Origin of the sequence: Entomomonas sp. E2T0 (assembly GCF_025985425.1) — a bacterium.
Lineage (GTDB): Bacteria > Pseudomonadota > Gammaproteobacteria > Pseudomonadales > Pseudomonadaceae > Entomomonas.
In genome coordinates, this window is sequence record NZ_CP094972.1 from 1,999,690 (window position 1) to 2,023,513 (window position 23,824).

20 protein-coding genes are annotated in these 23,824 nt (G+C 35.2%); 14 read left to right on the top strand and 6 right to left on the bottom strand.

The features are described 5' to 3' along the window. Window positions 1-4 precede the first annotated feature (4 nt). Together tssI and MTZ49_RS09620 are read right to left on the bottom strand one after the other, a co-directional pair. Complete coding sequence (gene tssI, locus MTZ49_RS09615) at window positions 5-2,542, bottom strand: type VI secretion system Vgr family protein (RefSeq protein WP_264745337.1); 2,538 nt, start codon at window positions 2,540-2,542, stop codon at window positions 5-7. A 272-nt stretch (window positions 2,543-2,814) separates the two neighbouring features. After that, the gene (locus MTZ49_RS09620) at window positions 2,815-3,276 is read right to left on the bottom strand and encodes a hypothetical protein (protein WP_264745338.1); all 462 of its coding nucleotides are present in this window, start codon (window positions 3,274-3,276) and stop codon (window positions 2,815-2,817) included. 336 nt (window positions 3,277-3,612) lie between these two features. Here MTZ49_RS09620 and mfd point away from each other — a divergent pair, with 336 nt between their 5' ends. The 13 genes from mfd to MTZ49_RS09685 all read left to right on the top strand — a co-directional run bounded on the left by mfd (window position 3,613) and on the right by MTZ49_RS09685 (window position 16,989). Next, window positions 3,613-7,068, top strand: coding sequence for a transcription-repair coupling factor (mfd, locus tag MTZ49_RS09625; RefSeq protein WP_264745339.1), 3,456 nt, complete (start codon window positions 3,613-3,615; stop codon window positions 7,066-7,068). Between the two features lie 338 nt (window positions 7,069-7,406). Continuing rightward, window positions 7,407-8,045 carry a hypothetical protein gene (locus tag MTZ49_RS09630; protein WP_264745340.1) on the top strand — a complete coding sequence of 213 codons (639 nt, stop codon included), beginning with the start codon at window positions 7,407-7,409 and terminating at the stop codon, window positions 8,043-8,045. Beyond that, the gene (locus MTZ49_RS09635; protein WP_264745341.1) at window positions 8,045-8,569 is read left to right on the top strand and encodes a GTP-binding protein; all 525 of its coding nucleotides are present in this window, start codon (window positions 8,045-8,047) and stop codon (window positions 8,567-8,569) included. Before MTZ49_RS09630 ends, MTZ49_RS09635 begins: the two co-directional genes overlap by 1 nt. 41 nt (window positions 8,570-8,610) lie before the next feature. Continuing rightward, window positions 8,611-9,021, top strand: coding sequence for a roadblock/LC7 domain-containing protein (locus tag MTZ49_RS09640; protein WP_264745342.1), 411 nt, complete (start codon window positions 8,611-8,613; stop codon window positions 9,019-9,021). Window positions 9,022-9,064: 43 nt separating this feature from the next. After that, window positions 9,065-9,424, top strand: a complete 360-nt coding sequence (locus MTZ49_RS09645; protein ID WP_264745343.1) for a hypothetical protein — start codon at window positions 9,065-9,067, stop codon at window positions 9,422-9,424. A gap of 252 nt (window positions 9,425-9,676) precedes the next feature. Then, entirely contained in the window at window positions 9,677-11,122 is a 1,446-nt protein-coding gene (locus tag MTZ49_RS09650) for a hypothetical protein (RefSeq protein ID WP_264745344.1), read from the top strand. A gap of 523 nt (window positions 11,123-11,645) precedes the next feature. Then, window positions 11,646-12,314 (top strand): hypothetical protein, encoded by a 669-nt coding sequence (locus MTZ49_RS09655; protein WP_264745345.1) that lies wholly within the window; start codon window positions 11,646-11,648, stop codon window positions 12,312-12,314. Between the two features lie 8 nt (window positions 12,315-12,322). Beyond that, on the top strand, window positions 12,323-12,844 hold the full coding sequence (locus tag MTZ49_RS09660; RefSeq protein ID WP_264745346.1) for a GTP-binding protein: 522 nt from the start codon (window positions 12,323-12,325) through the stop codon (window positions 12,842-12,844). 31 nt (window positions 12,845-12,875) lie between these two features. Continuing rightward, window positions 12,876-13,304, top strand: coding sequence for a roadblock/LC7 domain-containing protein (locus MTZ49_RS09665; RefSeq protein ID WP_264745347.1), 429 nt, complete (start codon window positions 12,876-12,878; stop codon window positions 13,302-13,304). A gap of 26 nt (window positions 13,305-13,330) precedes the next feature. After that, window positions 13,331-13,693, top strand: a complete 363-nt coding sequence (locus tag MTZ49_RS09670; protein WP_264745348.1) for a hypothetical protein — start codon at window positions 13,331-13,333, stop codon at window positions 13,691-13,693. Between the two features lie 156 nt (window positions 13,694-13,849). Next, window positions 13,850-14,299, top strand: coding sequence for a CZB domain-containing protein (locus MTZ49_RS09675; RefSeq protein WP_264745349.1), 450 nt, complete (start codon window positions 13,850-13,852; stop codon window positions 14,297-14,299). A 229-nt stretch (window positions 14,300-14,528) separates the two neighbouring features. After that, window positions 14,529-15,662, top strand: a complete 1,134-nt coding sequence (locus MTZ49_RS09680; protein ID WP_264745350.1) for a PilT/PilU family type 4a pilus ATPase — start codon at window positions 14,529-14,531, stop codon at window positions 15,660-15,662. Window positions 15,663-16,107: 445 nt separating this feature from the next. Then, on the top strand, window positions 16,108-16,989 hold the full coding sequence (locus MTZ49_RS09685) for a DNA adenine methylase (RefSeq protein ID WP_264745351.1): 882 nt from the start codon (window positions 16,108-16,110) through the stop codon (window positions 16,987-16,989). A gap of 164 nt (window positions 16,990-17,153) precedes the next feature. Here MTZ49_RS09685 and aceK read toward each other — a convergent pair whose 3' ends face one another. From aceK to aceB, 3 genes are all read right to left on the bottom strand, one after another. Beyond that, complete coding sequence (gene aceK / locus MTZ49_RS09690) at window positions 17,154-18,869, bottom strand: bifunctional isocitrate dehydrogenase kinase/phosphatase (protein WP_264745352.1); 1,716 nt, start codon at window positions 18,867-18,869, stop codon at window positions 17,154-17,156. 90 nt (window positions 18,870-18,959) lie between these two features. After that, window positions 18,960-20,267, bottom strand: coding sequence for an isocitrate lyase (gene aceA / locus MTZ49_RS09695; RefSeq protein ID WP_264745353.1), 1,308 nt, complete (start codon window positions 20,265-20,267; stop codon window positions 18,960-18,962). 49 nt (window positions 20,268-20,316) lie between these two features. Further along, window positions 20,317-21,885 (bottom strand): malate synthase A, encoded by a 1,569-nt coding sequence (gene aceB / locus MTZ49_RS09700; protein ID WP_264745354.1) that lies wholly within the window; start codon window positions 21,883-21,885, stop codon window positions 20,317-20,319. Window positions 21,886-22,015: 130 nt separating this feature from the next. On the opposite strand from aceB, the gene MTZ49_RS09705 reads away from it, so the two are divergent. After that, window positions 22,016-22,933 (top strand): LysR family transcriptional regulator, encoded by a 918-nt coding sequence (locus tag MTZ49_RS09705; protein ID WP_264745355.1) that lies wholly within the window; start codon window positions 22,016-22,018, stop codon window positions 22,931-22,933. Window positions 22,934-22,986: 53 nt separating this feature from the next. On the opposite strand, the gene MTZ49_RS09710 is transcribed toward MTZ49_RS09705, so the two are convergent. Continuing rightward, the gene (locus tag MTZ49_RS09710) at window positions 22,987-23,511 is read right to left on the bottom strand and encodes a hypothetical protein (RefSeq protein WP_264745356.1); all 525 of its coding nucleotides are present in this window, start codon (window positions 23,509-23,511) and stop codon (window positions 22,987-22,989) included. Window positions 23,512-23,824: the final 313 nt, after the last annotated feature.

A 23,824-nucleotide genomic window follows, 5' to 3' on the forward strand; every position in this document is an offset into this window, starting at 1 on the left:
TTACCTACCCTATATCCAATGTTTGATTAACATTAAATAGATGAACACCGACGTCTTCAGGCGCGTAGCTATAGACTGGTTGAGTATAGCCTTGGCCGTCTGTAATATCGGTGATGGTCTGGTTATTGGGTAGGGTCATCACATATTTAGTGTAGACATAAGGTTTGTTGTTATCATCGGTTAATAGATAACGCAAACTATGATCGGTATTTCTATTGGCTGTAGTTGCTACGCCAGAACCCATCATTGGTTGAATAGTTTCCTCATCTTCCCAAAGATGGACAATAATTTTTTCAGGCTCATTAGTATGGAAGGTTTCTGTATAACCCTCTGTATCGGTAACACCTCTAACGGTTTTATTGTCAGGTAGAATGGCTATATATTTACTATTAATATAAGGCTTACCTGTTACATCATCAGCCAGTTGGTATTTTAGGTTATAGGTAAAACTCTCGGTTGGTTTTAAGGTAACAGGGGGCGAGGCAACACTTGCCACGCCTTTGTATTTATGTAGTGGTGGTACAGGTACGGCAGGCGTACCTTCCATCGGTACACCGCCTGTCCATACGGGCATGGTCATCCATATCCCTGCTGGATTAAGCACGATATGTTGTCCACCTGCTTTTAAGGTAAGGGATAAACCACCATCTATCACACATTGCATACCTGCTTTTAGATGGATTTCCATGCCTGCTTCTGTGGTTAATACAGTACCTACAGTGGTATGTTCTGATAGAGCGACTTCTTTATAGTCATTCATCATTATTTGTGTTTTACGATCTAATGCTGTTAGGTGGTGTTCCTCAGCAGAGTTTTTGGTATATCGGTTATTTACAATGGTTTCACTGTGTTCATTCTGAACTTGTAAGTGGCTATTATTTCTTACTTCGGTGGTGTGGTTATTTTTGGTAAGCTGATCAAAATCTTTTTGTGCTTGCACAAAGATTTGTTCTTGGCCTGCTTTATCTTCAATCCTAAATTCGTTAGAACCAACACCCCCTTTGGAGCTTGAAGTTTTAAAAACACTTCTGGTTTTATTAGCAGGTAGATCATAGGGGAGTTTATTAACACCATTATGTAATGCACCCACTACCATAGGAAAATCGGGGTCGCCTTCTTCATATTCAATAAGCACTTCCATGCCCACTCTAGGAATAGTTACTGCACCATAGCCATCATGTGCCCAGTTGCTTCTAACCCTTACCCAATGGCTAGAGTTTTCATCATAGTTGCCTTCTCTATCCCAATGAAATTGAATTTTTACTCGGCCATATTCATCACAGTAAATTTCTTCACCTGCCGCGCCTGTAACAATGGCTGTTTGTGCGCCTAACACTTTAGGTTTTGGGTGTAGTTTAGCAGGGCGGTAGGGTACTTCTTGTGGAGTAAGTACCATCACATTGCGATAACCTTGTGAGAAATTTTCTGAAGGAAATTGCAGTTCTTCGGTTATGGGGTAGGTAAAGTATTTATAAAGCTGGCTAGCAGAAGAAGTGCTATTGGCAGAGTGTTCCCCACCAAATGCTTCTAATACAGCAGGTTGTTTACCTGCATGTCTAATTTGATTAATTAGCCAAGGCTTTTCTGCATCTAATAAGGGGTGGTTAGTGACTGTAATATAAAGCCCTGCATGTAAACCAACCACATCGCTATCGGCCTCTGCTAATACATGGGTAGCACGTAGCCGTTCTATTTCTACTTGAGCTAGATGATCTGCTCTGGCTTGATCCCAATGACGACTTGGATAGTCATAACTTTCTAATTTTGGTTCTATGGCATTGTTTGCTTTTTGACTTTGTATTCCTTGCGCATAGCCCTCAGGAATTTTCATATTAGTAAAGTTATAGTTTCTAAAGCTAGCTTCAGTGGTATGGCTAGATAGACCAATATCAAAGCGTTTAATAACCCGTTCATCTGCTACAAATCCAGTATCACTTACATATTTTATAGCTTCTTCTAAAGAGGTGAAGAAAGGATTGGCATCTGCAAAGACTAATGTGTGTTTTTCAGGTGTATGGGTGAAGTAGTAGAAGATACCTTCAGACTCAGCAAGGTGGTTAATAAAGGCGTAATCGCTTTGGTCGTACTGGGTGCAGTACTCAAGAATAGGGTAGGTTTCTTTAAGTTTAAACTCAAAATGATACCCCTGACTTAGACCATGATCTAATAGAACCGTCTGAATAATTTCTGGTACTGTTTTATTACGAAAAACACGTTGATTAGTTCGCTTTTTTAAATGCGTTAATGTTGACGTTAAAATAATTTTAAAAGTCGTATATTCTTTACTAACAGCCCCCCGTTTAACGTTTTGTATAACTCCGTGTATACCTGATCTTTTATCTGGCGAAAACGACAAAAAAGCAGGTTTGCTTAAAAGTTGAGTAATATCAAAACGGATATGGTTACAAATTAATGTGACTTCGAACGCATAGTCACTACTGATTGCCTCTAATCCTTCAAATGAAAGAACTTGTAGTTTTGAATGACTGTCCAGTCCCTGTACTTCTAAGCTAAAATGTGTAGTATTAGCCGCATCAAACATAAATACCTCGCTTCATCCTTAGTAACTTATTCTATCCTAAGGTAAATTATGTACCTGATAACTTGAATTAGTTATGTAATGATACCGTCACTTTTCTAACCTTGCAATTTAATTTACTGTACTTAAATCAATACTAGGTTAAATATGACTGTAATAATGTAAGTATATTTATTACCTTATAAAAAAATAGTTGGGTATTGTATAAGTGACTTAAAGATTAAGCTTAAGCTGTGATTATTTTTAACAATACAGCTTAGGCTAGCAGGTAGTGATTATTTTTTAGTTTTGCTTGGTTTAACAGCAGAATCAGTCATTTGTGTAAACATTTCTGTGCAAGATTGCATATGTTCTTGGAATTTTTTATACATATCCTGATAAGGTTTCATGCATGCTTCAAATTGGCTATACATTTCTTGATAAGGTTTTGAAGCGTCATCAACTTGATTGTATAGCTTCATGTTTTGTTCAAATTGTTTAAACATTTGTTGATAGCCTTGCATGTTTTTTTCAAATTGGCTGAACATATCTTTATAGGGTTTCATGTTCTTTTCAAATTGATTAAACATGTCTTGGTAAGGCTTCATGTTTTTCTCAAATTGGCTAAACATATCTTTATAGGGTTTCATATTCTTTTCAAACTGGCCAAACATGTCCTGATAAGGTTTCATGTTTTTTTCAAATTGACTGAATAGGTCTTTATATTGGTTAAACATTTTTTGTGCATCATTATCCATTTTATTACCTCTTAGGGGATTATCTAAAGTAAGTGCTATGGTTAAAATTATTATGTTACTTTGCTTCATTATAACAAGCTAGTGATAGTTAGCGCTCTACAACCAATGGCTAGGATAGTGATTAATAGTCAGATCAATGAAAGATAGATTTTGGGGGAAATAGAGCTATGGATATTAGGGTATACAATCGGTGTCTATTTAAATGGATAGTTTTATAAATATAAATAATAAGAAAAGTGTTTATAAGTAGATTACTAGAGTAATTTTGTATAATAAATAAGAAATTTCTTAGTGTATAATGCCCAATTTCTCAGTCAGTCTTGGAGTCTTTGTTTCGTGTCCGTACTATCTCTTCCAAAGCTATCAAAGAACTCAAGTAAAGTTGAGTGGGGTGGATTGGTGGGTGCTTCACTCAGTTTAGCAGTTGCAGAAACTGCTTTAACCAACCAACATTTCACCTTATTATTAACTCCTGATAGTTTAACAGCAGATCGACTGACCCGTGAATTAAAGTTTTTTGCTCCAACACTTACAATTCTTAACTTTCCTGATTGGGAAACCCTACCTTATGATGTGTTCTCACCACATCAAGATATTATTTCACAACGTATTGCAACACTTTATCGGCTACCTAGTGTTAAGCAAGGTATTTTAGTTGTACCCATCACCACCGTATTACAACGCATTGCCCCTGTTTCATTCATATTAGGCAGTGGCTTAGTGGTGAAAATAGGCGATAAAATAAATGTTGAGGAAATGCGCAGTCGCCTAGAAAATGCAGGTTATCGCTGTGTTGATACAGTGTATGAACATGGTGAGTTTGCTGTACGTGGTGCTTTATTTGATTTATTTCCGATGGGCAGTAATGTGCCTTATCGTATTGATTTATTTGATGATGAAATAGAAACATTACGTACCTTTGACCCTGAAACACAACGCTCTATTGATAAAGTAGATAGTATTGACCTGCTACCAGCCCATGAGTTTCCGTTAGATAAGCAAGCGATCAAAGAGTTTAGACAACGTTTTAAAGATCAGTTTGATGTGGACTATCGTCGCTGTCCTATTTACCAAGATTTAGCAACAGGTATTACGCCTTCAGGCATTGAATACTATGCCCCCTTGTTTTTTGAACAAACGGCTACCTTATTTGATTATTTACCTGATGATACTCAAGTGTTCTCCTTACCTAAGGTAGAGGAGGCCAGTGAACATTTTTGGCGTGATGTCAAAAACCGCTATGAAGATCGTCGCTACGATATTGAAAGACCTATTCTAGAGCCTAAGCAATTATTTTTAGCGGTTGACGAATGTTTTGGGCAATTAAAGAAATGGCCTAGAATTGTGGTACAAGCAACTACAGTAGAACAAGGTAATAATAAACAAAACTTTGCTGTTGAACCACTACCAGATTTAGCCGTTGAGTCACGTGCTACTGAACCACTTGGTAAGTTACGCCAGTTTATTGAACAATTTGATGGCCGACTATTATTTACAGCAGAAACAGCAGGTCGTCGTGAAGTTGTATTAGAACTATTGGCACGGTTAAAAATCCGCCCAACAGAAGTACCAAGTTGGCAAGCTTTTGTTGACAGTTCTGAGCCAATAGCTATTACGATTGCTAATCTTGATGAGGGGTTAGTGTTAGCAAAACCAGCAATTGCTTTAATTGCTGAAGCGCCATTATTTGGGCAAAAAATTATGCAGCGTCGCCGCCGTCAAAAACGCGGTGAAGTAACCAATGAAAATATTGTTAAGAACCTCACTGAATTAAGGGAAGGTGCACCTGTTGTTCATATTGACCATGGGGTAGGTCGTTATCAAGGATTAGTTACCTTAGAAGTAGAAGAGCAACCACAAGAATTTTTAATGCTTGAATATGCAGAGGGTGCAAAACTTTACGTACCTGTTGCAAACTTACATTTGATTGCTCGCTATACAGGGGCAGATGATGAATTAGCACCACTACATCGCTTAGGTTCAGAGCAATGGCAAAAAGCACGTCGTAAAGCCGCTGAACAAGTACGAGATGTAGCGGCTGAACTATTAGATATTTATGCCCGTCGTGCTGCTCGTAAAGGTTTTGCTTTTACCAAACCTGAAACAGATTATGCTGCTTTTGTGGCTGGCTTCCCCTTTGAAGAAACAGTGGATCAACAAACAGCTATTGATGCTGTTGTAGAAGATATGACAGCAGGTAAACCAATGGATCGCTTAATTTGTGGCGATGTTGGTTTTGGTAAAACAGAAGTGGCTATTCGTGCTGCTTTTATTGCTGTGCAAAGTGGTAAGCAAGTGGCGGTATTAGTGCCTACTACCTTGCTAGCACAACAACACTATAATAGTTTTCGTGACCGCTTTGCTGACTGGCCTGTTAAAGTTGAAGTATTAAGTCGTTTTAAATCTACCAAAGAAATCAATAAAGCGGTAGAGGAATTGGCTGAAGGCAGAATAGATATTGTGATAGGAACGCATAAACTATTACAAGAAGATGTTAAATTTAAAAATCTTGGTTTAGTGGTGATTGATGAGGAACATCGCTTTGGGGTACGTCAAAAAGAACGTCTCAAAGCATTACGTAGTGAAGTTGATGTACTTACCATGACCGCAACACCTATCCCCCGTACCTTAAATATGGCTATGTCGGGTATGCGTGATTTATCCATTATTGCAACACCACCTGCGCGTCGTTTATCTGTGCGTACTTTTGTGATGGAACAGCAAAATGCTGTAATTAAAGAAGCCTTACTACGTGAGTTATTACGTGGTGGACAGGTTTATTATTTACATAATGATGTTAAAACCATTGAAAAATGTGCAGCTGATTTAGCGGAGTTAGTACCTGAAGCTAGAATAGGAATAGGGCATGGCCAAATGCGTGAGCGCGAATTAGAACAAGTAATGGCAGACTTCTACCATAAACGTTTTAATGTGCTAGTTGCTTCTACTATTATTGAAACAGGTATCGATGTACCTAGTGCTAATACTATTGTTATTGAGCGAGCAGATAAATTTGGTTTAGCACAACTTCACCAACTGCGTGGTCGAGTAGGGCGTAGCCATCACCAAGCTTATGCCTACTTACTAACACCTTCTAAAAAGAGCATGACGGATGATGCACAAAAGCGCCTAGAAGCTATTGCTAATGCTCAAGACTTAGGTGCAGGTTTTGTGTTGGCCACTCACGATATGGAAATACGTGGTGCGGGTGAGCTGTTAGGTGAGGGACAAAGTGGTCAAATCCAAGCGGTGGGCTTCTCACTCTATATGGATATGTTAGAGCGTGCTGTTAAAGCGATTCAAAAAGGAGAAGAGCCAAGCCTAGAACAACCACTGGGTACAGGTATTGATATTAACCTACGGCTACCTGCGTTAATTCCAGAGGATTACTTACCTGATGTGCATAATCGTTTAATTCTTTATAAGCGTATTGCATCAGCAGCCAGTGAAGATGAACTAAAAGAGTTGCAAGTGGAAATGATAGACCGTTTTGGTTTACTACCTGAACCACTAAAAAATCTTATTAGACAAACACGCCTAAAAATAGAGGCAGAACAACTAGGCATTACTAAAATAGATGCAGGTCCCCAAGGTGGTAAAGTAGAGTTTTCAGCTAATACCAGTGTTGATCCATTAACACTGATTAAACTGATCCAAAGCCAACCTAATCGCTATAAATTTGAAGGTGGTACTACCTTTAAATTCCAAATACCTATGGAGAAAGCAGAAGAACGTTTTACTACTATTGAAACGTTGTTAGAAAAGCTAAAAATGCAAGATAATGAAAAGTAAATAAAAAATATCTATTACCATATGGTATTTACATTTTGTATTAAATTGCTTATCATGCCGTTTGTTTAATAACTATGACTTAAGTCATAAAAACATAAATTTTATGTTTTTAGTTCTTTACTATATTTCCATACCTAATTTTTACCTTGGAAATTAGCTATTAAACAATCTGTAGTTTTTAGAAATGGAAAGTGATGTTGTAAGGTATTGTTTCATAGAGAGCTTAATTTTCCCTAATTAGCTAGTAACAATAGGAGTATCACCACCTACTAAGGATAGTTTAAGGTTTTGTAACTAGCGCTAGTTATTTGGTTTGATTTTTAAGTTTGGAAATAGAAATGGTACGTTATTCAACATTATCTCTGACAAGTCGTGAGCGAATATTTTTGCATTCTATTCTTGTTATGTACAATACAAGAGGTAATGCATCATGGACTCAAGATGACACCCAATACGATATATTAATAATTGGTAAAGAGGCTACGAAGGAGCAGGTATTAGCTATACCTGAGCATGTAGAGGTAGCTCTATCATTTAATATTGATATTCAAAGAAAGAACTGCAAGATTTTCTATATTGCTAGCCCAATCAAAGCAACAGAACTTATTGATAAGATCAGTCAAGCAGAAAGTGCGTTAAAAGGGCTAGATAATGGTGATTATAAAGCTCAAGAAATGCCGAGCAACAGGGTAGTTTTATTGCAGTGGCCTAGAGCCGAAGTGCTTGCTACTAATAATGTTTATCCAATTCTGTCAGCACTATTAAGCAAGCGCGCAATGACATTACAAGAGCTAGCTGATATTTCTAGAAAACCAGAAGATATTTGTTATTCCTTTATTGCGCAAGTGCTTGATAGCGGAGATGCTGCCTATCTTGCTGAAGATGCAATGCAAAAACTTGAACAACCAAAGACTAGCGATGCGCCTAAAAGAGGATTTTTAGACAGAATTCGAGCTGGTTTAGGATTATTGAAATAATGATGATCGAACATAAGATACTTATTACAGGCACAGTAGGCGCTGGCAAAACAACAGCAATTGCGGCTGTCAGTGAAATTACACCTGTTTCTACAGATGTGACTAATACAGATGCGACTGTTGACAAAGAAAAGACAACCGTAGCATTTGATTATGGTCAGGTGACTATAGCAGAAGGTGAACGGCTTAGAGTTTATGGGACACCAGGGCAAGAAAGATTTTCTTTTATGTGGAAAGTTTTAGCAAAAGGCGCTTTGGGACTAATCATTCTTGTTGATAATACACGACCAGATCCGTTTAGTGATTTGTGTATTTATTTAGAAAATTTTAAGCAATTAATCAGTGAAAAAAGCTGTGTGATTTGTCTTACAAAAATTGATAAAAGCAATACATCTCGTGTTAATGAGTTTGCTTCTTTTATAGGGCAGAGAGGATTAGTTTGTCCTGTTGTGGCCGTCGATATACGTGAAAAAGAAGATGTACTTATGGTATTGGATTTATTGTTTACTCAATTATATGTGTAATTGATAAATCCAAGTAATAATTAATTTATGAGTAATGGTAAATGAGTGAAAATCAACAAGTCGTTATTCCAAAAGTAGTTCAAATGATTTCTGCCAAAATCTTAAACCAATTGATGCAAACAGATTGTGGTATTGAAAGTGCTATTTTAACAACTGAGGATGGATTTGAAGTTGCAGTAGAATCAGTTGGTGAAGTTGATTCGTCAAAATTAGCAGCAATGGCAAGCTCAATGTCAGCTATTAGTAATATGTCAGTTTCTGAGTCTAATTTGGGCACACATTATCAGAGTCTTATTATTGAAAGCGACCGTGGTTATATCGTAATTATGGATGTGGCTTGTGATAAATTTCCAATGATTCTTAATATTGTAGCTTCAAAAAATACTGTTTTAGGGCAGTTGCTTTATCATGCCAGGGGTGTAGTAGATGCTTTTAACAAAAAATTTAGTTAAAAGCAGAGTGTAATTTTTTTTAATTTATTAATAGGAGAAACAAATGTCTAACATTCAAGAGTCTTTAGATAGTTTATTAAGTATTGATGGTGCAATGTGTGCTGCATTGGTAGATTCTTCAAGCGGTATGATGCTAGGTAATGCTGGTTCAGGTGTTGATATTGAATTAGCTTGTGCGGGTAATACAGAAGTAGTTCGTGCAAAACTTAAAACCATGAAATCATTACAACTTAATGACTTTATCGAAGATATTCTAATCACTTTAGGTAAGCAATATCATATTATTCGTCCATTAGAAAATAAACCAGATATTTTCTTATACATTGTATTAGATAGAGCTAAATCAAATCTTGCATTGGCCCGTAGAAGTTTAGTTGATGTTAGTGCTAAAATACAGTTCTAATCTAACTAGCTGACAACGTATTACAAGCTTGATCTATATTTTTAGATCAAGCTTGTTCTTATTTGGCTCCTTATCTTCTTCATTTCTTATTGTATTTAGCCCCTATCGATTAAATAAAAGAATAAAAAGCCAAGAATTTTTTGATCAAAAATAAGTTTCATAATTATCTTAGTTATATACTTTATGATATAACTACCTATCTAATAAAAAATAGTTAATAAATTAGGTTATAGTCAAAAAGGGAGCTTATCTATGCAGATAAGAAAAATACTAATGGCAGGACTATTTATTATCACACCTGTCATTGCACAAGAGACAAGTAAGATATCTTTATTGCCAGAAGTAAAGCAACTATTAGTAGTGTCAGATATTGATGAAAAAGCAATGGAGCAAAATGGCTATGTATCATTACTCAGCATTAATGGGCCAAAAAGTGAAAACCTTTTTACTGTTGCTAAACGGGTAATTCTTAATAACAACCGCTTATTACAACAAGCAGTAAAAAATAATGATAATAGCTTACTTGAACAGTTTGATACGCCTGAAAATTATTTTGGTAAAAACTATGAGTTACATTTTTTGCTGGGTAAATATCAATTTCCTTGTGCATCACTAGCCAAACAATATTGTGTTGAAGAAGTGCTAAAAGATAAAGAACGGTTAATTCAATTAATAGAAAAAAATAAAATACTATTAGCACGTTATCAAAACTTAATAAAACTACCTAATTTTCAGGCTTATAGTAGTGTTGTTGAAATGCCATTAGCACCTTATCACTATATACTGTTTGCGTCCCAATTAAACTTAGCGCAGGCAGTTTTTGAGATAAATGAGGGACGAGTTAAACAAGGTTTAACTATTATCCAACAAGAAATTGATTTTGCTAAAGATAAATTATTAGGTGGTGATTATCTTATTGGAGGAATGATTGCAGTAAGGCAACTATCAATCAGTTATCATACCTTACAAGCGTTATTAGATAGCCCACAAGTAGCCTCTTATTTAGATGATCCGCAACTTATTAAGTTACTCCAACCTTTATCCGATAAACAACAACAAAGCTTTGCTGATATTGTTAAAAAAGAGCAGCAGTTTGTATTATTGTTTTATTATTTTACTAACGAGCGAAGTCTCCAACAAACTATCGATGACATGTATAAAATAGGCTTTTATAAACAATCCAAACAATATTTAGAGCAAGCTAGAAAGTTAGGCTACCCCCTAAAAATAGATAAAAACGTAACAATGAACTTAGTTTATCAACAGATGCAAAAAATTATTTATAAAGCTAATCTAACCCTACCAGATGCAGCACAACAATATCAAACTGATAAAAGCTTTCCAAAAACAACCCTTAGTATAGAGCAACTTTATAAAAAGTATGGAGCCACTAATTTACTAGCAGGTTTAAGTTTAGAGGAAGACGAATTTACACCCTACTTACATCGTTTTTACGACCTTAATAACTACCTCTGGTTAATTAATGCCAAGCTAAAAATTAAACAAGCAGCTATTACTAAACAACAAGTCCCTGTATTTTTAACTAACTTAGGCGATAAAGCTAACAATCCCTATAGCCAGCAACCATTTAAATGGGAGGCTACAAAACAAATCCTTTCATCAGAGTGGATAAGTAAAGAGATAGATACAGAACGAGATGGTATAAGGGCAAGTGTTTATATTCAGTTTAATAAATAAAATTAACTGATTTTAGCAATAAAAAAGCCAAGTAAAAATTGTTTGGTTTTTTATTAATATATTAATAAAAAAGAGCATCATGAAAATAATTAAAGAAAAATAAAAAATAATTAGTTTTTAAATAAAATTAAGCTAATTTTACAAATTAAATATATATATATCAAAAAGTTAGTGATTAAAAAGTTTGTTTTTTTAGGGCTGGAAAAGAGTGCTTTTTGAATGTAACTAATTGATTTTATTGAAAGTTAAAAAAATTAAAATATTCTGGCCAAGAGCGATTTTATTTGTTATTCTTTTTCAAAACTTAAAGAGGGTAGAAGTTTTCTTTTGATGGGAAAGTTTCAACAGAAAGTTCAGAGAATAAGCTAAGGATTATTAAATTCTTTCAAGCATGTTACATATTTTCTATTTAAAAGTTTAAGCTTAATTATAGTTTTAATTACCTCGGGGGGGGGAATGGCCTAAAAGCTTGCTAACTTTGTTCTGCAGGGAGAGTTGGTTTTTAGGCCAGTTTTAAACTGAAATGAAAACAGTATATTATTCAACATTATCTTTAAGTAATAGAGATCATATCTTTTTGCAGTCTATTATTGTGCTTTATAACAGTAGAGGAAATGCAAAATGGGTGAGTAGTGATGGAATAGATAGCAATTTACTCGTTGTTGGAAAAGATACAGATAGTGATGCCCTGCAGGTTATTCCAAATAATATTAAAGTTGTTCTATCATTTAATAATGACTTCTGTAATGATAATTACCATATTATTTATGTTGAAACACCATTAAAAGCAACAAGTTTGATAGATAAATTAAAAACTGTTGAAGATGTTTTAACACAACTTTCTAATCAGTCAATTAAAAATAATAATGTTATTTCAAATAATTCTAAAAAGTTAAAGCTTTTGCAATGGCCAACAGCAGAAATTATTGCAAAAAATACAGCTTATCCTATTTTATCTGCATTATTAAGTAAACGTCCTATGGGAGTTGAGGAGCTGGTTAGTATCTCCAGAAAATCCGAAGAAATATGTCGTTGCTTTGTGGATTTAGTTGTGAATGCTGGGTGTGCCGAATATATATCTATTAATAGTTCTGTTACTCAAAATAATGAGCATGTAAATGCTGCTGATGTTTCAAGTAAAAGAGGTTTGTTAGATAAAATTCGTAATCGTTTAGGACTTTTTTGGAATTAGTGTAATTAATGATAGAGCATAAAATAATTATTACTGGGTCGATGGGAGCTGGTAAGACTACTGCTATTGCATCAGTAAGTGAAATTGAACCCATGTCTACAGATGTAATGAATACTGATAATTCTGTAGATAAAGAAAAAACAACGGTTGCTTTTGATTATGGTGAGGTTTCCTTAAGTGCAGAAGAGCGGCTGAGAATTTATGGTACACCTGGGCAAGAGCGTTTTTCTTTTATGTGGAAGGTGTTATCTAAAGGAGCTTTAGGATTAATTATTTTAGTGGATGACACAAGAAAAGATCCTTTTAAAGATTTATCTATTTATTTAGAGAATTTTAGCCAATTAATTGAAGAAACGGCTTGTGTGGTATGTATTAGCAAAACTAATAAGAATAATGTAGCAAGAGTTAATGAATTTGCTCGTTATCTAGCATCTCAGGGGGTGATATGCCCTGTTGTACCTGCAGATGTGCGTGAGAAACAAGATGTTTTATTTGTTTTAGAGCTATTGCTAACACAGTTATATGCGTAGATTCAAAAAAAGATGTAGTGGATGGTGTTAAATGAGTAAAGAAAAAGTAGCAGAAATACCTAAAGTATTAAAGGTATCTGCTGATAAATTGTTGAAAGAGCTAGTAGAAGCAGACAATGGAATAGAGACTGCTTTGGTAACTACAGAAGATGGTTTTTCTGTAGCTATTCATTCTACTGAGCAAGTTGAATCATCGAAGCTAGCGGCAATGGCTAGTTCTTTGTCTGCTATTGGTAATTTGTCGGTTGAAGAAACAAATACAGGAACAAAGTACCATAGTATGATTATTGAAAGTGATAATGGCTATGTCCTTATAATGGATATTTGCCATGAAGCATTTCCAATGATCCTCAATATTGTTGCCTCAAAAAAAGCAATACTGGGTAGAGTTATTCATAGCGCTAAATCTGTTGTGGATATTTTACAGGGTAATGCTTCTATAATTGATCGCATCATTTAGTTATTAATATAAGTTTGGAGGAAAAAATGGCGTCTAATATTAAACAATCATTAGAGAGTTTATTAACAACAGATGGAGCATTAGTTGCTGCGTTAGTAGATTCTGAGAGTGGTATGGTATTAGGGCAAGCTGGCGCTGGTTTAGATATTGAATTAGCTTGTGCAGGTAATACTGAGGTAGTAAGAGCTAAATTAAAAACCATGCGCTCATTAAAGCTAGATGATTATATTGAAGATATGTTAATTACTTTAGGTAAGCAATATCACATTATTCGTCCAATGCATTCAAAGCCAGACATCTTCCTTTATTTTGTGTTAGATAAAAGTAAATCTAATCTTGCCTTAGCTCGTAGAAGCTTACACGACATAGAGACTGGTCTTCAGTTTTAATAGTTTTAAGCAGTATACACTTCTTATTTAGTTTTCAAATATAAGAGAAGTAATCATATTGAAAAATATGATTACTTTATTTACAAATTTTGTTATGGACTTAAATTTATATTTTAAAAATATTAGAGCAAGTAAATAGTTCATTGGAGGGAAAATATGAGCTTAGAAGCTTGGCTAGAGGGGTTGATTAAAGGAAAGGATGAGCCTTTAACTGTACCAAAAGATAAGATGATGTTAAATGGACTTTATATTGGTGATGCTATTAAGTCTCATATTGACTGGCGTGAAAATTGGTTTGTTGCAGTACTCGAGCGTAGAGTGGGAGACTACGAATTCACTAAAGTAACAGCAGATAATCTTTGTAATGTTGGGCAATGGATTTATAGTTTAGGAAAAAAGTACGAAGGCATGCCTGAGTATGAGTTATTAAAACAAAAACATGCAGAGTTTCATATGTGTGCTGGTAAGGCTGTTAAATTACATAAAGAAGGTAGTCTGGTAAATGCTATGGCAACAGCTAAGGGGCCATTGCTGGATTTATCTCAAGAGATTGGCTTAAGTTTTATAAAACTATTAAAAGCAGCACAAGAAAAAGGAGCTGCATGATATCTGCTTATCTTGCCTAGAATGAGTTAAGGGTGATGTTGGGTGAGATAAGCATCTTTTAAAGGCCTGAGTTGGTAGAGGCTTATTTAGTGAGGAAATAATATAAGGGCATAAATACTATTAATAATAATTAATTGTTATCCGTAAATCTACAAAATCCCCTTTTATAAAACTGGCCTGAGGGGCAGTTGGTGTTTCTTTGTCTTTGAATTTATGTGTAGGTTTTATAATGGAAGTTGAGAAATTATTAAAGTTTATGGTGGATAAAAAAGCGTCTGATATGTTTTTAACCGTTGGAATTCCACCTACTATAAAGGTTGATGGGAGATTAATGCCATTACCTGTAAACAAATTAACAAATGATGTATTAAAAAAACTTGTGCGCTCAATCATGACAGAGCGTTTACAAAAAGAATTTGCTGCAACACAAGAATGTAATTTTGCAGTGAGCTATCCAAATGTAGGGCGATTTCGTGTAAGTGCTTATATACAAAGAAGTATGGTGGGTATGGTATTAAGGCGCATTGTTACGGATATACCTAGTATTGATAATTTGCAGTTACCTAAAGTTGTTAAAGAGTTGGCTATGGTTAAACGTGGCCTAGTACTGTTTGTGGGGGCAACAGGTGCAGGTAAGTCAACTTCTTTAGCAGCTATGGTGGATTATCGTAATACTCACTCAACAGGGCATATTATTTCTATTGAAGATCCTGTGGAGTACTTATTTGCTAATAAAAATTGTATTGTTACTCAACGTGAGGTGGGGCTAGATACTGAGTCATTTGAAGTAGCATTAAAAAACACGCTTCGGCAGGCTCCCGACGTTATTATGATCGGTGAGGTGCGTACGCGGCAAACAATGGAATATGCATTAGCATTTGCTGAAACAGGGCATCTCTGTTTGGCTACACTCCATGCTAATAATGCTAATCAGGCATTGGATAGAATTATTAGTTTCTTTGCAACGGAACGTCATGCACAAGTTATGTTAGACCTTTCTTTAAATCTACGAGCCATTGTTGCACAACAATTAGTTGCAGATAAAGAAGAAAAGGGCAGACATGCGGCTATAGAAGTATTACTTAATACACCTATTGTTTCAGATATGATTCGTACTGGGCAAGTAACAGAGCTTAAAGGTATTATGTCTCGTTCAGTTGAGTTGGGTATGCAAACATTTGATCAGTCACTGTTTGATTTATTTGAGCGAGGACTAATTAGCTATGAGTCTGCATTGGCTTGTGCCGATTCGGCCAATGATTTGAGGTTAATGATTAAGTTAAAGTCAGAACAAAATATTGCTGGCACAAAACAATTGGTTGGTATGCAACTTGAAGATTATGAAGAAGAACATTATGGATAAAAAGCCAATAATTGGCTTTTTTAAGTAATTTTTTTTAACAGTGTGGTTTTTTATTGCTTTCAGACAATTTTTTAAATGGTTGTTTGAGAGCAAATGATTTATAATATTACTGTAAATTGATTAAAATAAAGCTGTATAAAATCTTAAAAATTGTGATTGGTTTCTTATATATCAAAGATGTAGTTATAATTATTAGTTATATACTAATAACTTTTTTTCTGATGGAAAAACTAATTTATAGAATCAAACTTTATAAGGATTTAAAGTGAATAGCTTTAGTGCTTGATTTGTAAAGCTTCTATAAGGCTACTTTAATCCTTTTTTTAATAGAAGGATATATATTTGAAGGCGAAAGAAGAATTGGAAATAAGTAATATTTGAACTTTTTATAATTAAACGTTCTAAGATAACTTACTTTTTCTCTGTTTTCATAAAGAAATAGATTATGCCGGTTACAGACTCCCCCCTAAGATACCCCGGTGGTAAATCATCTATTATGGAGATGGTTAATGCCATTCTTTATCATAATAATTTGAATAATGGATATTATATTGAGCCTTATGCTGGTGGTGCAGGGCTTGCTTTGTCATTATTGTTTGAAGGTCATGTTAATGAAGTCTTTTTAAATGATCTAGACCGCTCAATATGGGCATTTTGGTATTCCATATTAAATGATACAGAGAATTTTATTAATAGAATACAGTCTGTTGAAGTAACGATGGATGAATGGTATAGACAAAAAGAAATTCAACAAAGTAAAGCTAAGGTAGATTCTTTGGTATTAGGTTTTTCTTCTTTCTTTTTAAATAGGACAAATCGTTCTGGTATTCTAAAAGGTGGCCCTATTGGTGGCTATCAGCAAGAAAGTGAATACAAGATAGATTGTCGTTTTAATAAGACGAATCTTATTAAACGTATCCTTAAAGTAGCGCAGTATCGAGAAAAGATACATATCTATAATTTAGATGCTATTGATTTTGTTCAGACTATCGAGAAAGATATAGCAAATAAACAAGGTTTATTTTGTATTGATCCTCCTTACTATAAGAAAGGGAAATTACTGTATGAAAACTTTTATACCTTAAAGGAACACCAGTACTTAGCTAAATTTCTAATGGATTTTGATTATCCGTGGATTTTAACTTCAGATAATGAACAGGATATAAAAAATTTGTATAGTTGTAATAAACGCTATAATTTTTATTTAGGTTATACAGCTGCAGAAAAAAGAAAGGGGACAGAGTTATTAGTTGTGAGTGATAATATTTCTTTACCAATGTGTTTAAGAAAAAATAAAATAGTAAAACGAATTAATAAGCGATTATAAATGAAAAGGGAATGGCCAGTTGCATCTATATTAATAAATAACGCCAAGCCAACAAGAGAGAGACTCAAAGTATAACCTTATAATTTAGCCAAAAATATTTCTCATCATTATTTTTCTGTGAGTATATTTATTAAAATAATTGCTTTAGTTAGGGTGTGGTAAAGCTATAATGTAAAACGTTTTTCCAAGTTATAAGGAAATACATCTGGCAGTACACCTTTATTAAGGTTTTGCTGTACGTGTTGCCAATAGCTGGCTTGAAGTAAATCACCATGACTGTTTTTAAAGTATTGTTTTTGGGTGGGATCAGTAATTAAATAAAACTCAAATTCCTCTGGAAAAATATCATTTTCTCCAACTGTGTACCAAGGCTCAGAAGCCATTTCTTGTTCTTCTGTTTGTGGTTTAGGGATTTTTCTAAAGTTACATTGCTCCATAGGAACAATTTCATCATAGTCATAAAATACTACCCGACCATGATTAGTCACCCCAAAGTTTTTGATTAATAAATCACCTGCAAACAAACCTGCATTAGCTATGTCTTTAATAGCATGACCATATTCTTTAAGAATACGTTGTTGTTCTTTATCATCTACTTGGTTGATATAGATATTAAGGGGGATCATCCGCCTTTCAATGTAAAGGTGTTTAATAATTAAATAATCACCTTCGATACTTAGGCTATCAGTGCAGGTTTGCTGTAACTGTGTTAAACATTGTTCCGAAAAACGATTTAATGGAAAGGCTACATGGGAAAATTCCCAAACGTCAGCCATACGACCTACCCGATCCTTACGTTTTACCAATTGATAACAGTCTTTAACCACTTTAGGTTGAATATCTTTTTTAATATGGCTAGGGTCTTTTATCAGCTTAAATACATAAGGATAAGAGGGTAGTGTAAATACATTCATCACCATGCCCTCAATACCAGGGGCAATAATAAAATTATCAGTGGAATGACGTAAATGATAAATAAAGGCACGATAGAATTCATTTTTACCTTGCTTATGAAAACCAAGCGCTGTGTATAAATCAGCAATGGTTTTATTGGGGAGTAGTGTTCTTAAGAAACGCACTAATGCAGAAGGTACAGGAAAATCTACTTTAAAATAAACCCGTGCAAAACTAAAGATATTAGAAATATCATATTCATCATCTAAAAAAGCATCTACATAAAGTCTGTCATTACGGGTTAACAACGAGATAACAAAAGGGTAGATTTTATTGTTATTAACCATTCTACCAATACAGTAAGCCCCCTTATTGCGATAGAACACAGGGGTTAGGATATTAATTTGAAAAAAGTTGTTAAGACTAGAAAATTGTTTTTGATATTCCGTAATAGCAGCCGCAACCCGTGCAGTATCCCTAGCTAAATCTTCATAAGATAATTTAATAGGGATTTCTGTTAATAATTTTTCAACTTCTTTAGTGAAATCATTTTCAGTAGGGTAATAGCTACGATAATCAGGGTAGCGCGTTTGAATATCTTTGGTATGAATAGCTGCGTTAAAAAAAATATAATCATTATTATAATAATGGCGATTAAATAATTGGCAGAATACAGAATTATAAAAACTCTCTGCTAGCTCAGGTTGCAAGTGATTATAAAGCTTATGCATATAAGCTATTTTAACGGCTTGCCATAGTTCTTCATCTAACACATCAATTTTAAAAGTAGCGCGAATAGTATCAAGACACTCTTGTACGCGTGTGTCGTATAAATCGATTTGCTCAATAGAGGCTTGATAGGCTTCTTGAAATAAAGATTTTGCAAAATAACGTGCCGCTTTTTTATTATAAACTGTAAAAATTCTAAAATGGCGATTAAAGCCAGCTAGAATTAAATCAGCTAATGCTTGTGCGGTAAGTTCCATAGCCTTCCTGTTATTGTTATTACGCCTACTGAGTTAGGCTCTTATTAGTATACTACACCCAACCCACTCTAGTTGGGTGTAGTATTTGGGTTAAAACTGATGTTCTTCAGTAGAGCCCGTTAATGCTGTTACAGAAGATTCACCACCTTGAATAACTGTTGTCACATCATCAAAATAACCTGCGCCCACTTCTTGTTGATGGGCTGCGAAAGTATAGCCACGTTCTTGAGCAGCAAATTCAAGCTCTTGTACGCGTTCTACATAGTGTTTCATACCTTCGCCTCTAGCATAATGATACGCTAGATCAAACATGTTGTACCACATATTATGAATACCAGCTAAGGTAATAAATTGATATTGGTAACCCATGTCCGCAATTTCTTGCTGGAATTTAGCAATAGTAGCATCATCCAAATTCTTCTTCCAGTTGAAAGAAGGTGAGCAGTTATAAGCCAATAGTTTATCTGGGAACTTAGCACGAATAGCTTCAGCAAACTTTCTAGCTTCATCTAAATTAGGTGTAGCTGTTTCACACCATAATAAATCAGCATAAGGTGCATAGGCTAAGCCACGTGCAATTGCTTGATCGATACCCGCACGTGTTTTATAGAAACCTTCTGGCGTACGTTGACCTACAATAAAGGGTTGATCGTATGGATCTGCATCAGAAGTTAATAGATCAGCCGCATTAGCATCCGTACGTGCTAGAACAATAGTAGGTACACCCATTACGTCTGCCGCTAAACGGGCAGAAACTAATTTTTGAATTGCTTCTTGAGTAGGTACAATTACCTTACCGCCCATATGACCACATTTTTTAACTGCTGATAATTGGTCTTCAAAGTGAACACCTGCAGCACCATTAGCAATCATATTCTTCATTAACTCAAAGGCATTGAGTACACCACCAAAACCAGCTTCGGCATCAGCTACGATAGGTAAGAAATAATCAATTGCTTTATCTTCTGCCAGTTTGCCATCACAAATCGCTTTCCATTGAATTTCATCAGCACGTTTAAAAGTATTGTTCATGCGACGTACAATTTGTGGTACAGAATCGTAGGCATATAAAGATTGGTCAGGGTACATCGTTTCTGAAGTATTAGCATCAGCCGCTACCTGCCAGCCTGATAAATAAATTGCCTCAATACCTGCTTTCGCTTGCTGTAAAGCTTGGCCACCTGTTAATGCACCTAAGGAGTTAACATAACCTTTTTTAGCTCCACCATTTAATAAGCCCCATAATTTTTCAGCGCCTTTTTTAGCGAGCGTATATTCAACTTGTACACTGCCTCTCAGTCTTACTACATCTTCAGCACTATAAGGGCGAGTAATATTTTTCCATCTTGGATTTTCTGCCCAGTCTTTTTTTAAGGCTTCAACTTGTTGTTTGATCATTGTTATTTCCTCAACTCATTATTGTTGTACTACAGGTTTGTGGTTTAAGTTAAATCAGCTCATAGGCTGGGGTTGTTAAAAATTCTTCAAAGCTATCATTGGCTACTAACTGACGAATAATTGTTGCTGCTTGTTCAATACTTTGATGTTCATTGGTAGCTGTATTTTCTTTTAAGTAGGCTGCTTCTTTATCAATTAATTGTTGAACACGTTGTAAAGTAATAGCTTCACCATCAGTACTGGTTAAGCCAGCCACACGAATCCATTGCCATAATTGTGCCCGTGAAATTTCCGCAGTAGCCGCATCTTCCATTAGATTAAAGATAGGAACTGCCCCACTTCCTTGTAGCCATGCTTTAATGTAACGCATAGCTGCACTTACATTGATACTAATACCTTCGGCAGTAATAGTACCCTCTGGGATAGAGAGTAAGTCCTGTGCAGTAATATTCAGTGTAGGTTGCTGTTTAGTAATTTGATTAGCGGTTGGCATATATTCATCAAATACTTTCTTAGCAATGGGTACTAAAGCAGGGTGAGCAACCCATGTACCATCATGACCATCTTGTACTTCACGTAATTTATCATTACGTACCTTTTCTTCTGCTTGCGCATTACCTTCAGGATCATTTTTAATAGGAATTTGTGCTGCCATACCACCCATTGCATGCACACCACGCTTGTGACATACCTCAATTAATAGTTTTGAGTAACTTCTTAAAAAGTGAGTGGTCATGGTTACTTGCGCACGCTCAGGTAATACTTTATCCGCATGATTTCTAAAGCGTTTGATAAAGTTAAAGATATAATCCCAACGGCCTGCATTTAAACCAACGATATAGTCTTTTAATTCAAATAGAATTTCTTCCATTTGGAAAGCCGCTGGAATGGTTTCAATTAATAGTGTGCAACGTATAGTGCCATGAGGAATAGCCAAAAACTCTTCCGCAAAACTAAATATCTCAGCCCATAAACGCGCCTCTAAATAATGTTCAGTTTTAGGAATATAGAAATACAACCCTTTATTACGTTGTAAGGCATTTTGTGCATTATTGGTTAAGAACACGGCTAAATCAAACAAGCAACCACTTACCCGTTGCTCATTTAATAACGCATGTTTCTCTTCCATATGTAAACCGCGCACACGCACCATTAAAATGGCATGTTCTGGGTTAACTTGATAGTTTTTACCTTCAGGGCTTTGATAGGTTAACTCATCATTAATGGCATCACGTAAATTAATTTGCCCATCAATGGTGGCTTGCCAAGTAGGGCTATGGGCGTCTTCTAAGTCCGCCATAAATACTTTAGCACCCGAGTTAAGGGCATTAATCATCATCTTACGATCAACAGGGCCAGTGATTTCTACCCGTCTGTCTTGAATGTCAGCAGGAATAGAAGCACCTTGCCAATCACCTTCACGAATATGTTTAGTTTCAGCTAAAAAATCTAAACTGCCACCTTGATCTAATACCGTTTGTCTTTGTTGGCGATCGGCCATTAATGCTCTACGTCTTGCACCAAAACGACTTTCTAATTGCTCTAATAATTCAAGCGCTTTGGGAGTAATTATTTGTTGTGCTTCATTGCTTATTGATTCAGTTATTTTAATAGGCATGACAATCTCCATCCAGACTTTATATTGTTGTTGGGGGTATGCTAAGAGGGATGGGCTATTGACAGCAAGCAAAAGATAATTTATAAATGGTATTTAAACTATACTAAAAATTAATAATTGGTGGTGTGTAATGAAAGTAGATAAAACAACTTTCTATAAAGGACAATTTTTTAAAGCGATCAGAGCATTTTGCTCAGTGGTGGAAAATGGTAGCTTTTCCAGTGCCGCATTAGATTTAGAAACCAGTCAACCTGCGCTGTCACTGCAAGTACAAACATTAGAGCAACACCTAAACACCATCCTATTTGAACGCAAAGGGCCAAAAATTCAAATTACCCCCGATGGTAAACAACTTTATGAAATGGCCAAACCCATTGTGGCCAGCGTGCAAAGTTTACCTGAGCAATTTTTGAATAGCCGTGAAGAGCTAAGTCATGGCGACTTAAAGATTGTAGGAGGGGAGACAGCATTATTAAACTTACTACCTGATATCTTAAAAACATTCTGCCAACAATACCCAGCTATTCGGATTATTACCCAATCTACCATTGTTAAAGATATCCCCAATCTATTAATGTCAGATGAAGCTGATTTTGCCATTGGTAGTTTATCGACAGAAAATGATGATCTATTGTTCTATCCTATTTTTGAGTTTTCACCTATTTTGATTATTCCTGTTAATCATCCCTTAACTAAGTTTACTGAAGGGGAAATTACTTTAAGAGAAATAGCCCAATATGGTCTAATCGTACCCCCTGAACACTCCTATACATGGTGGGCGGTAAGGTTTATTTTTCAACAACATCAACTAGAATGCCCGATTAGATTAACTGTTTCCAGTAGTGAGGCAGCTAAACGTTATGTGAAAGCAGGGCTGGGTATTGCTATTGTGACGGAAGCCTGTCAGCTAGATGATCCTGAAATAACAGGAATTTCGATGGAGCACTACTTTCCTAAACGGCATTATGGGCTTATCCAACGCAGGGGTAAATTTTTGTCACCACAAGCATTAAAGTTTAAAAAGTTAGTATTAAATGTGGGGAAGTAATCAGTATTAGTAACTAAACCTGTAATATCACTATTACAGGTTATAGTGAGAATCTATGGTTTTACAGATAAAGTCTGACAAAAGCTAATTAAATGCTCAGTAAGTAAGGCAATATCATGCATTACTACTAAAAATATAGCAAAGCTAATAATATTCACAATAACAATTGAGAACATCGCCACTTGTCGTTTATAACCAATGTTATAAGTAATAATACCTAAGCAATAACCTAGAACGGTAAATAACCCACCTGTAATGGTTAAAAACACATGATGTGAAGGGTAATGTAATACCTGAAAAAAAGTCACCGTATCTACTGTCGTATAAACACAGTATTTTTGTTGCAGCATAAAGTGTTGATGGTCAACCACACAAATAACAATTAATGGAATTATTAATAATATAGAACAAGCAACTGATAAGGTTAAAAGAATCTTATTGGATGAAATAGGTGCATTAGTAACATTGCTAAAATCGCTCCTCTTAAGGAGTCTAGCAACTGCACAAGAGAATAGCCCCAATATAACAAAAACACCAATATAGGCACTTAATAAAATAAAGAAATCTGCGTAACTCATCCGTGTCTTCTTACTGCTGAGTGAATGAAATCAATTGCTTATTCCAATTAGAACAGCTAAAGCCTGTATAAATGGTGGTAATAAACTTGTTGGCCAATAGTATAATGGAAATATTATAAGAAATCTCTACTGATTTACGAAACGCTTGTTTTTTATAAAAGGGTGATGTTTAATTATTACAGTATATCTAGATAAATAGAGTATGGGTTTGGTCACCCATAATAGAACAGGTCAGCTTTACTTGCTTATACTTGCCCTCAGTATTTAGCAGTTATTAGGGGTTAATAATTGGAAAAGGATAATCCCCAATGCT

Excerpts from the sequence above, each read along its gene's own strand:
- aceB (WP_264745354.1), bottom strand. The coding sequence starts at position 21,885 with ATGCCTATTAAAATAACTGAATCAATAAGCAATGAAGCACAACAAATA.
- MTZ49_RS09645 (WP_264745343.1), top strand. The coding sequence starts at position 9,065 with ATGTCTAACATTCAAGAGTCTTTAGATAGTTTATTAAGTATTGATGGT.
- tssI (WP_264745337.1), bottom strand. The coding sequence starts at position 2,542 with ATGTTTGATGCGGCTAATACTACACATTTTAGCTTAGAAGTACAGGGA.
- MTZ49_RS09635 (WP_264745341.1), top strand. The coding sequence starts at position 8,045 with ATGATGATCGAACATAAGATACTTATTACAGGCACAGTAGGCGCTGGC.
- MTZ49_RS09650 (WP_264745344.1), top strand. The coding sequence starts at position 9,677 with ATGCAGATAAGAAAAATACTAATGGCAGGACTATTTATTATCACACCT.
- MTZ49_RS09655 (WP_264745345.1), top strand. The coding sequence starts at position 11,646 with ATGAAAACAGTATATTATTCAACATTATCTTTAAGTAATAGAGATCAT.
- aceA (WP_264745353.1), bottom strand. The coding sequence starts at position 20,267 with ATGATCAAACAACAAGTTGAAGCCTTAAAAAAAGACTGGGCAGAAAAT.
- aceK (WP_264745352.1), bottom strand. The coding sequence starts at position 18,869 with ATGGAACTTACCGCACAAGCATTAGCTGATTTAATTCTAGCTGGCTTT.
- MTZ49_RS09640 (WP_264745342.1), top strand. The coding sequence starts at position 8,611 with ATGAGTGAAAATCAACAAGTCGTTATTCCAAAAGTAGTTCAAATGATT.
- MTZ49_RS09670 (WP_264745348.1), top strand. The coding sequence starts at position 13,331 with ATGGCGTCTAATATTAAACAATCATTAGAGAGTTTATTAACAACAGAT.
- MTZ49_RS09630 (WP_264745340.1), top strand. The coding sequence starts at position 7,407 with ATGGTACGTTATTCAACATTATCTCTGACAAGTCGTGAGCGAATATTT.
- MTZ49_RS09675 (WP_264745349.1), top strand. The coding sequence starts at position 13,850 with ATGAGCTTAGAAGCTTGGCTAGAGGGGTTGATTAAAGGAAAGGATGAG.
- MTZ49_RS09665 (WP_264745347.1), top strand. The coding sequence starts at position 12,876 with ATGAGTAAAGAAAAAGTAGCAGAAATACCTAAAGTATTAAAGGTATCT.
- MTZ49_RS09660 (WP_264745346.1), top strand. The coding sequence starts at position 12,323 with ATGATAGAGCATAAAATAATTATTACTGGGTCGATGGGAGCTGGTAAG.
- MTZ49_RS09705 (WP_264745355.1), top strand. The coding sequence starts at position 22,016 with ATGAAAGTAGATAAAACAACTTTCTATAAAGGACAATTTTTTAAAGCG.
- MTZ49_RS09680 (WP_264745350.1), top strand. The coding sequence starts at position 14,529 with ATGGAAGTTGAGAAATTATTAAAGTTTATGGTGGATAAAAAAGCGTCT.
- MTZ49_RS09710 (WP_264745356.1), bottom strand. The coding sequence starts at position 23,511 with ATGAGTTACGCAGATTTCTTTATTTTATTAAGTGCCTATATTGGTGTT.
- MTZ49_RS09620 (WP_264745338.1), bottom strand. The coding sequence starts at position 3,276 with ATGGATAATGATGCACAAAAAATGTTTAACCAATATAAAGACCTATTC.
- MTZ49_RS09685 (WP_264745351.1), top strand. The coding sequence starts at position 16,108 with ATGCCGGTTACAGACTCCCCCCTAAGATACCCCGGTGGTAAATCATCT.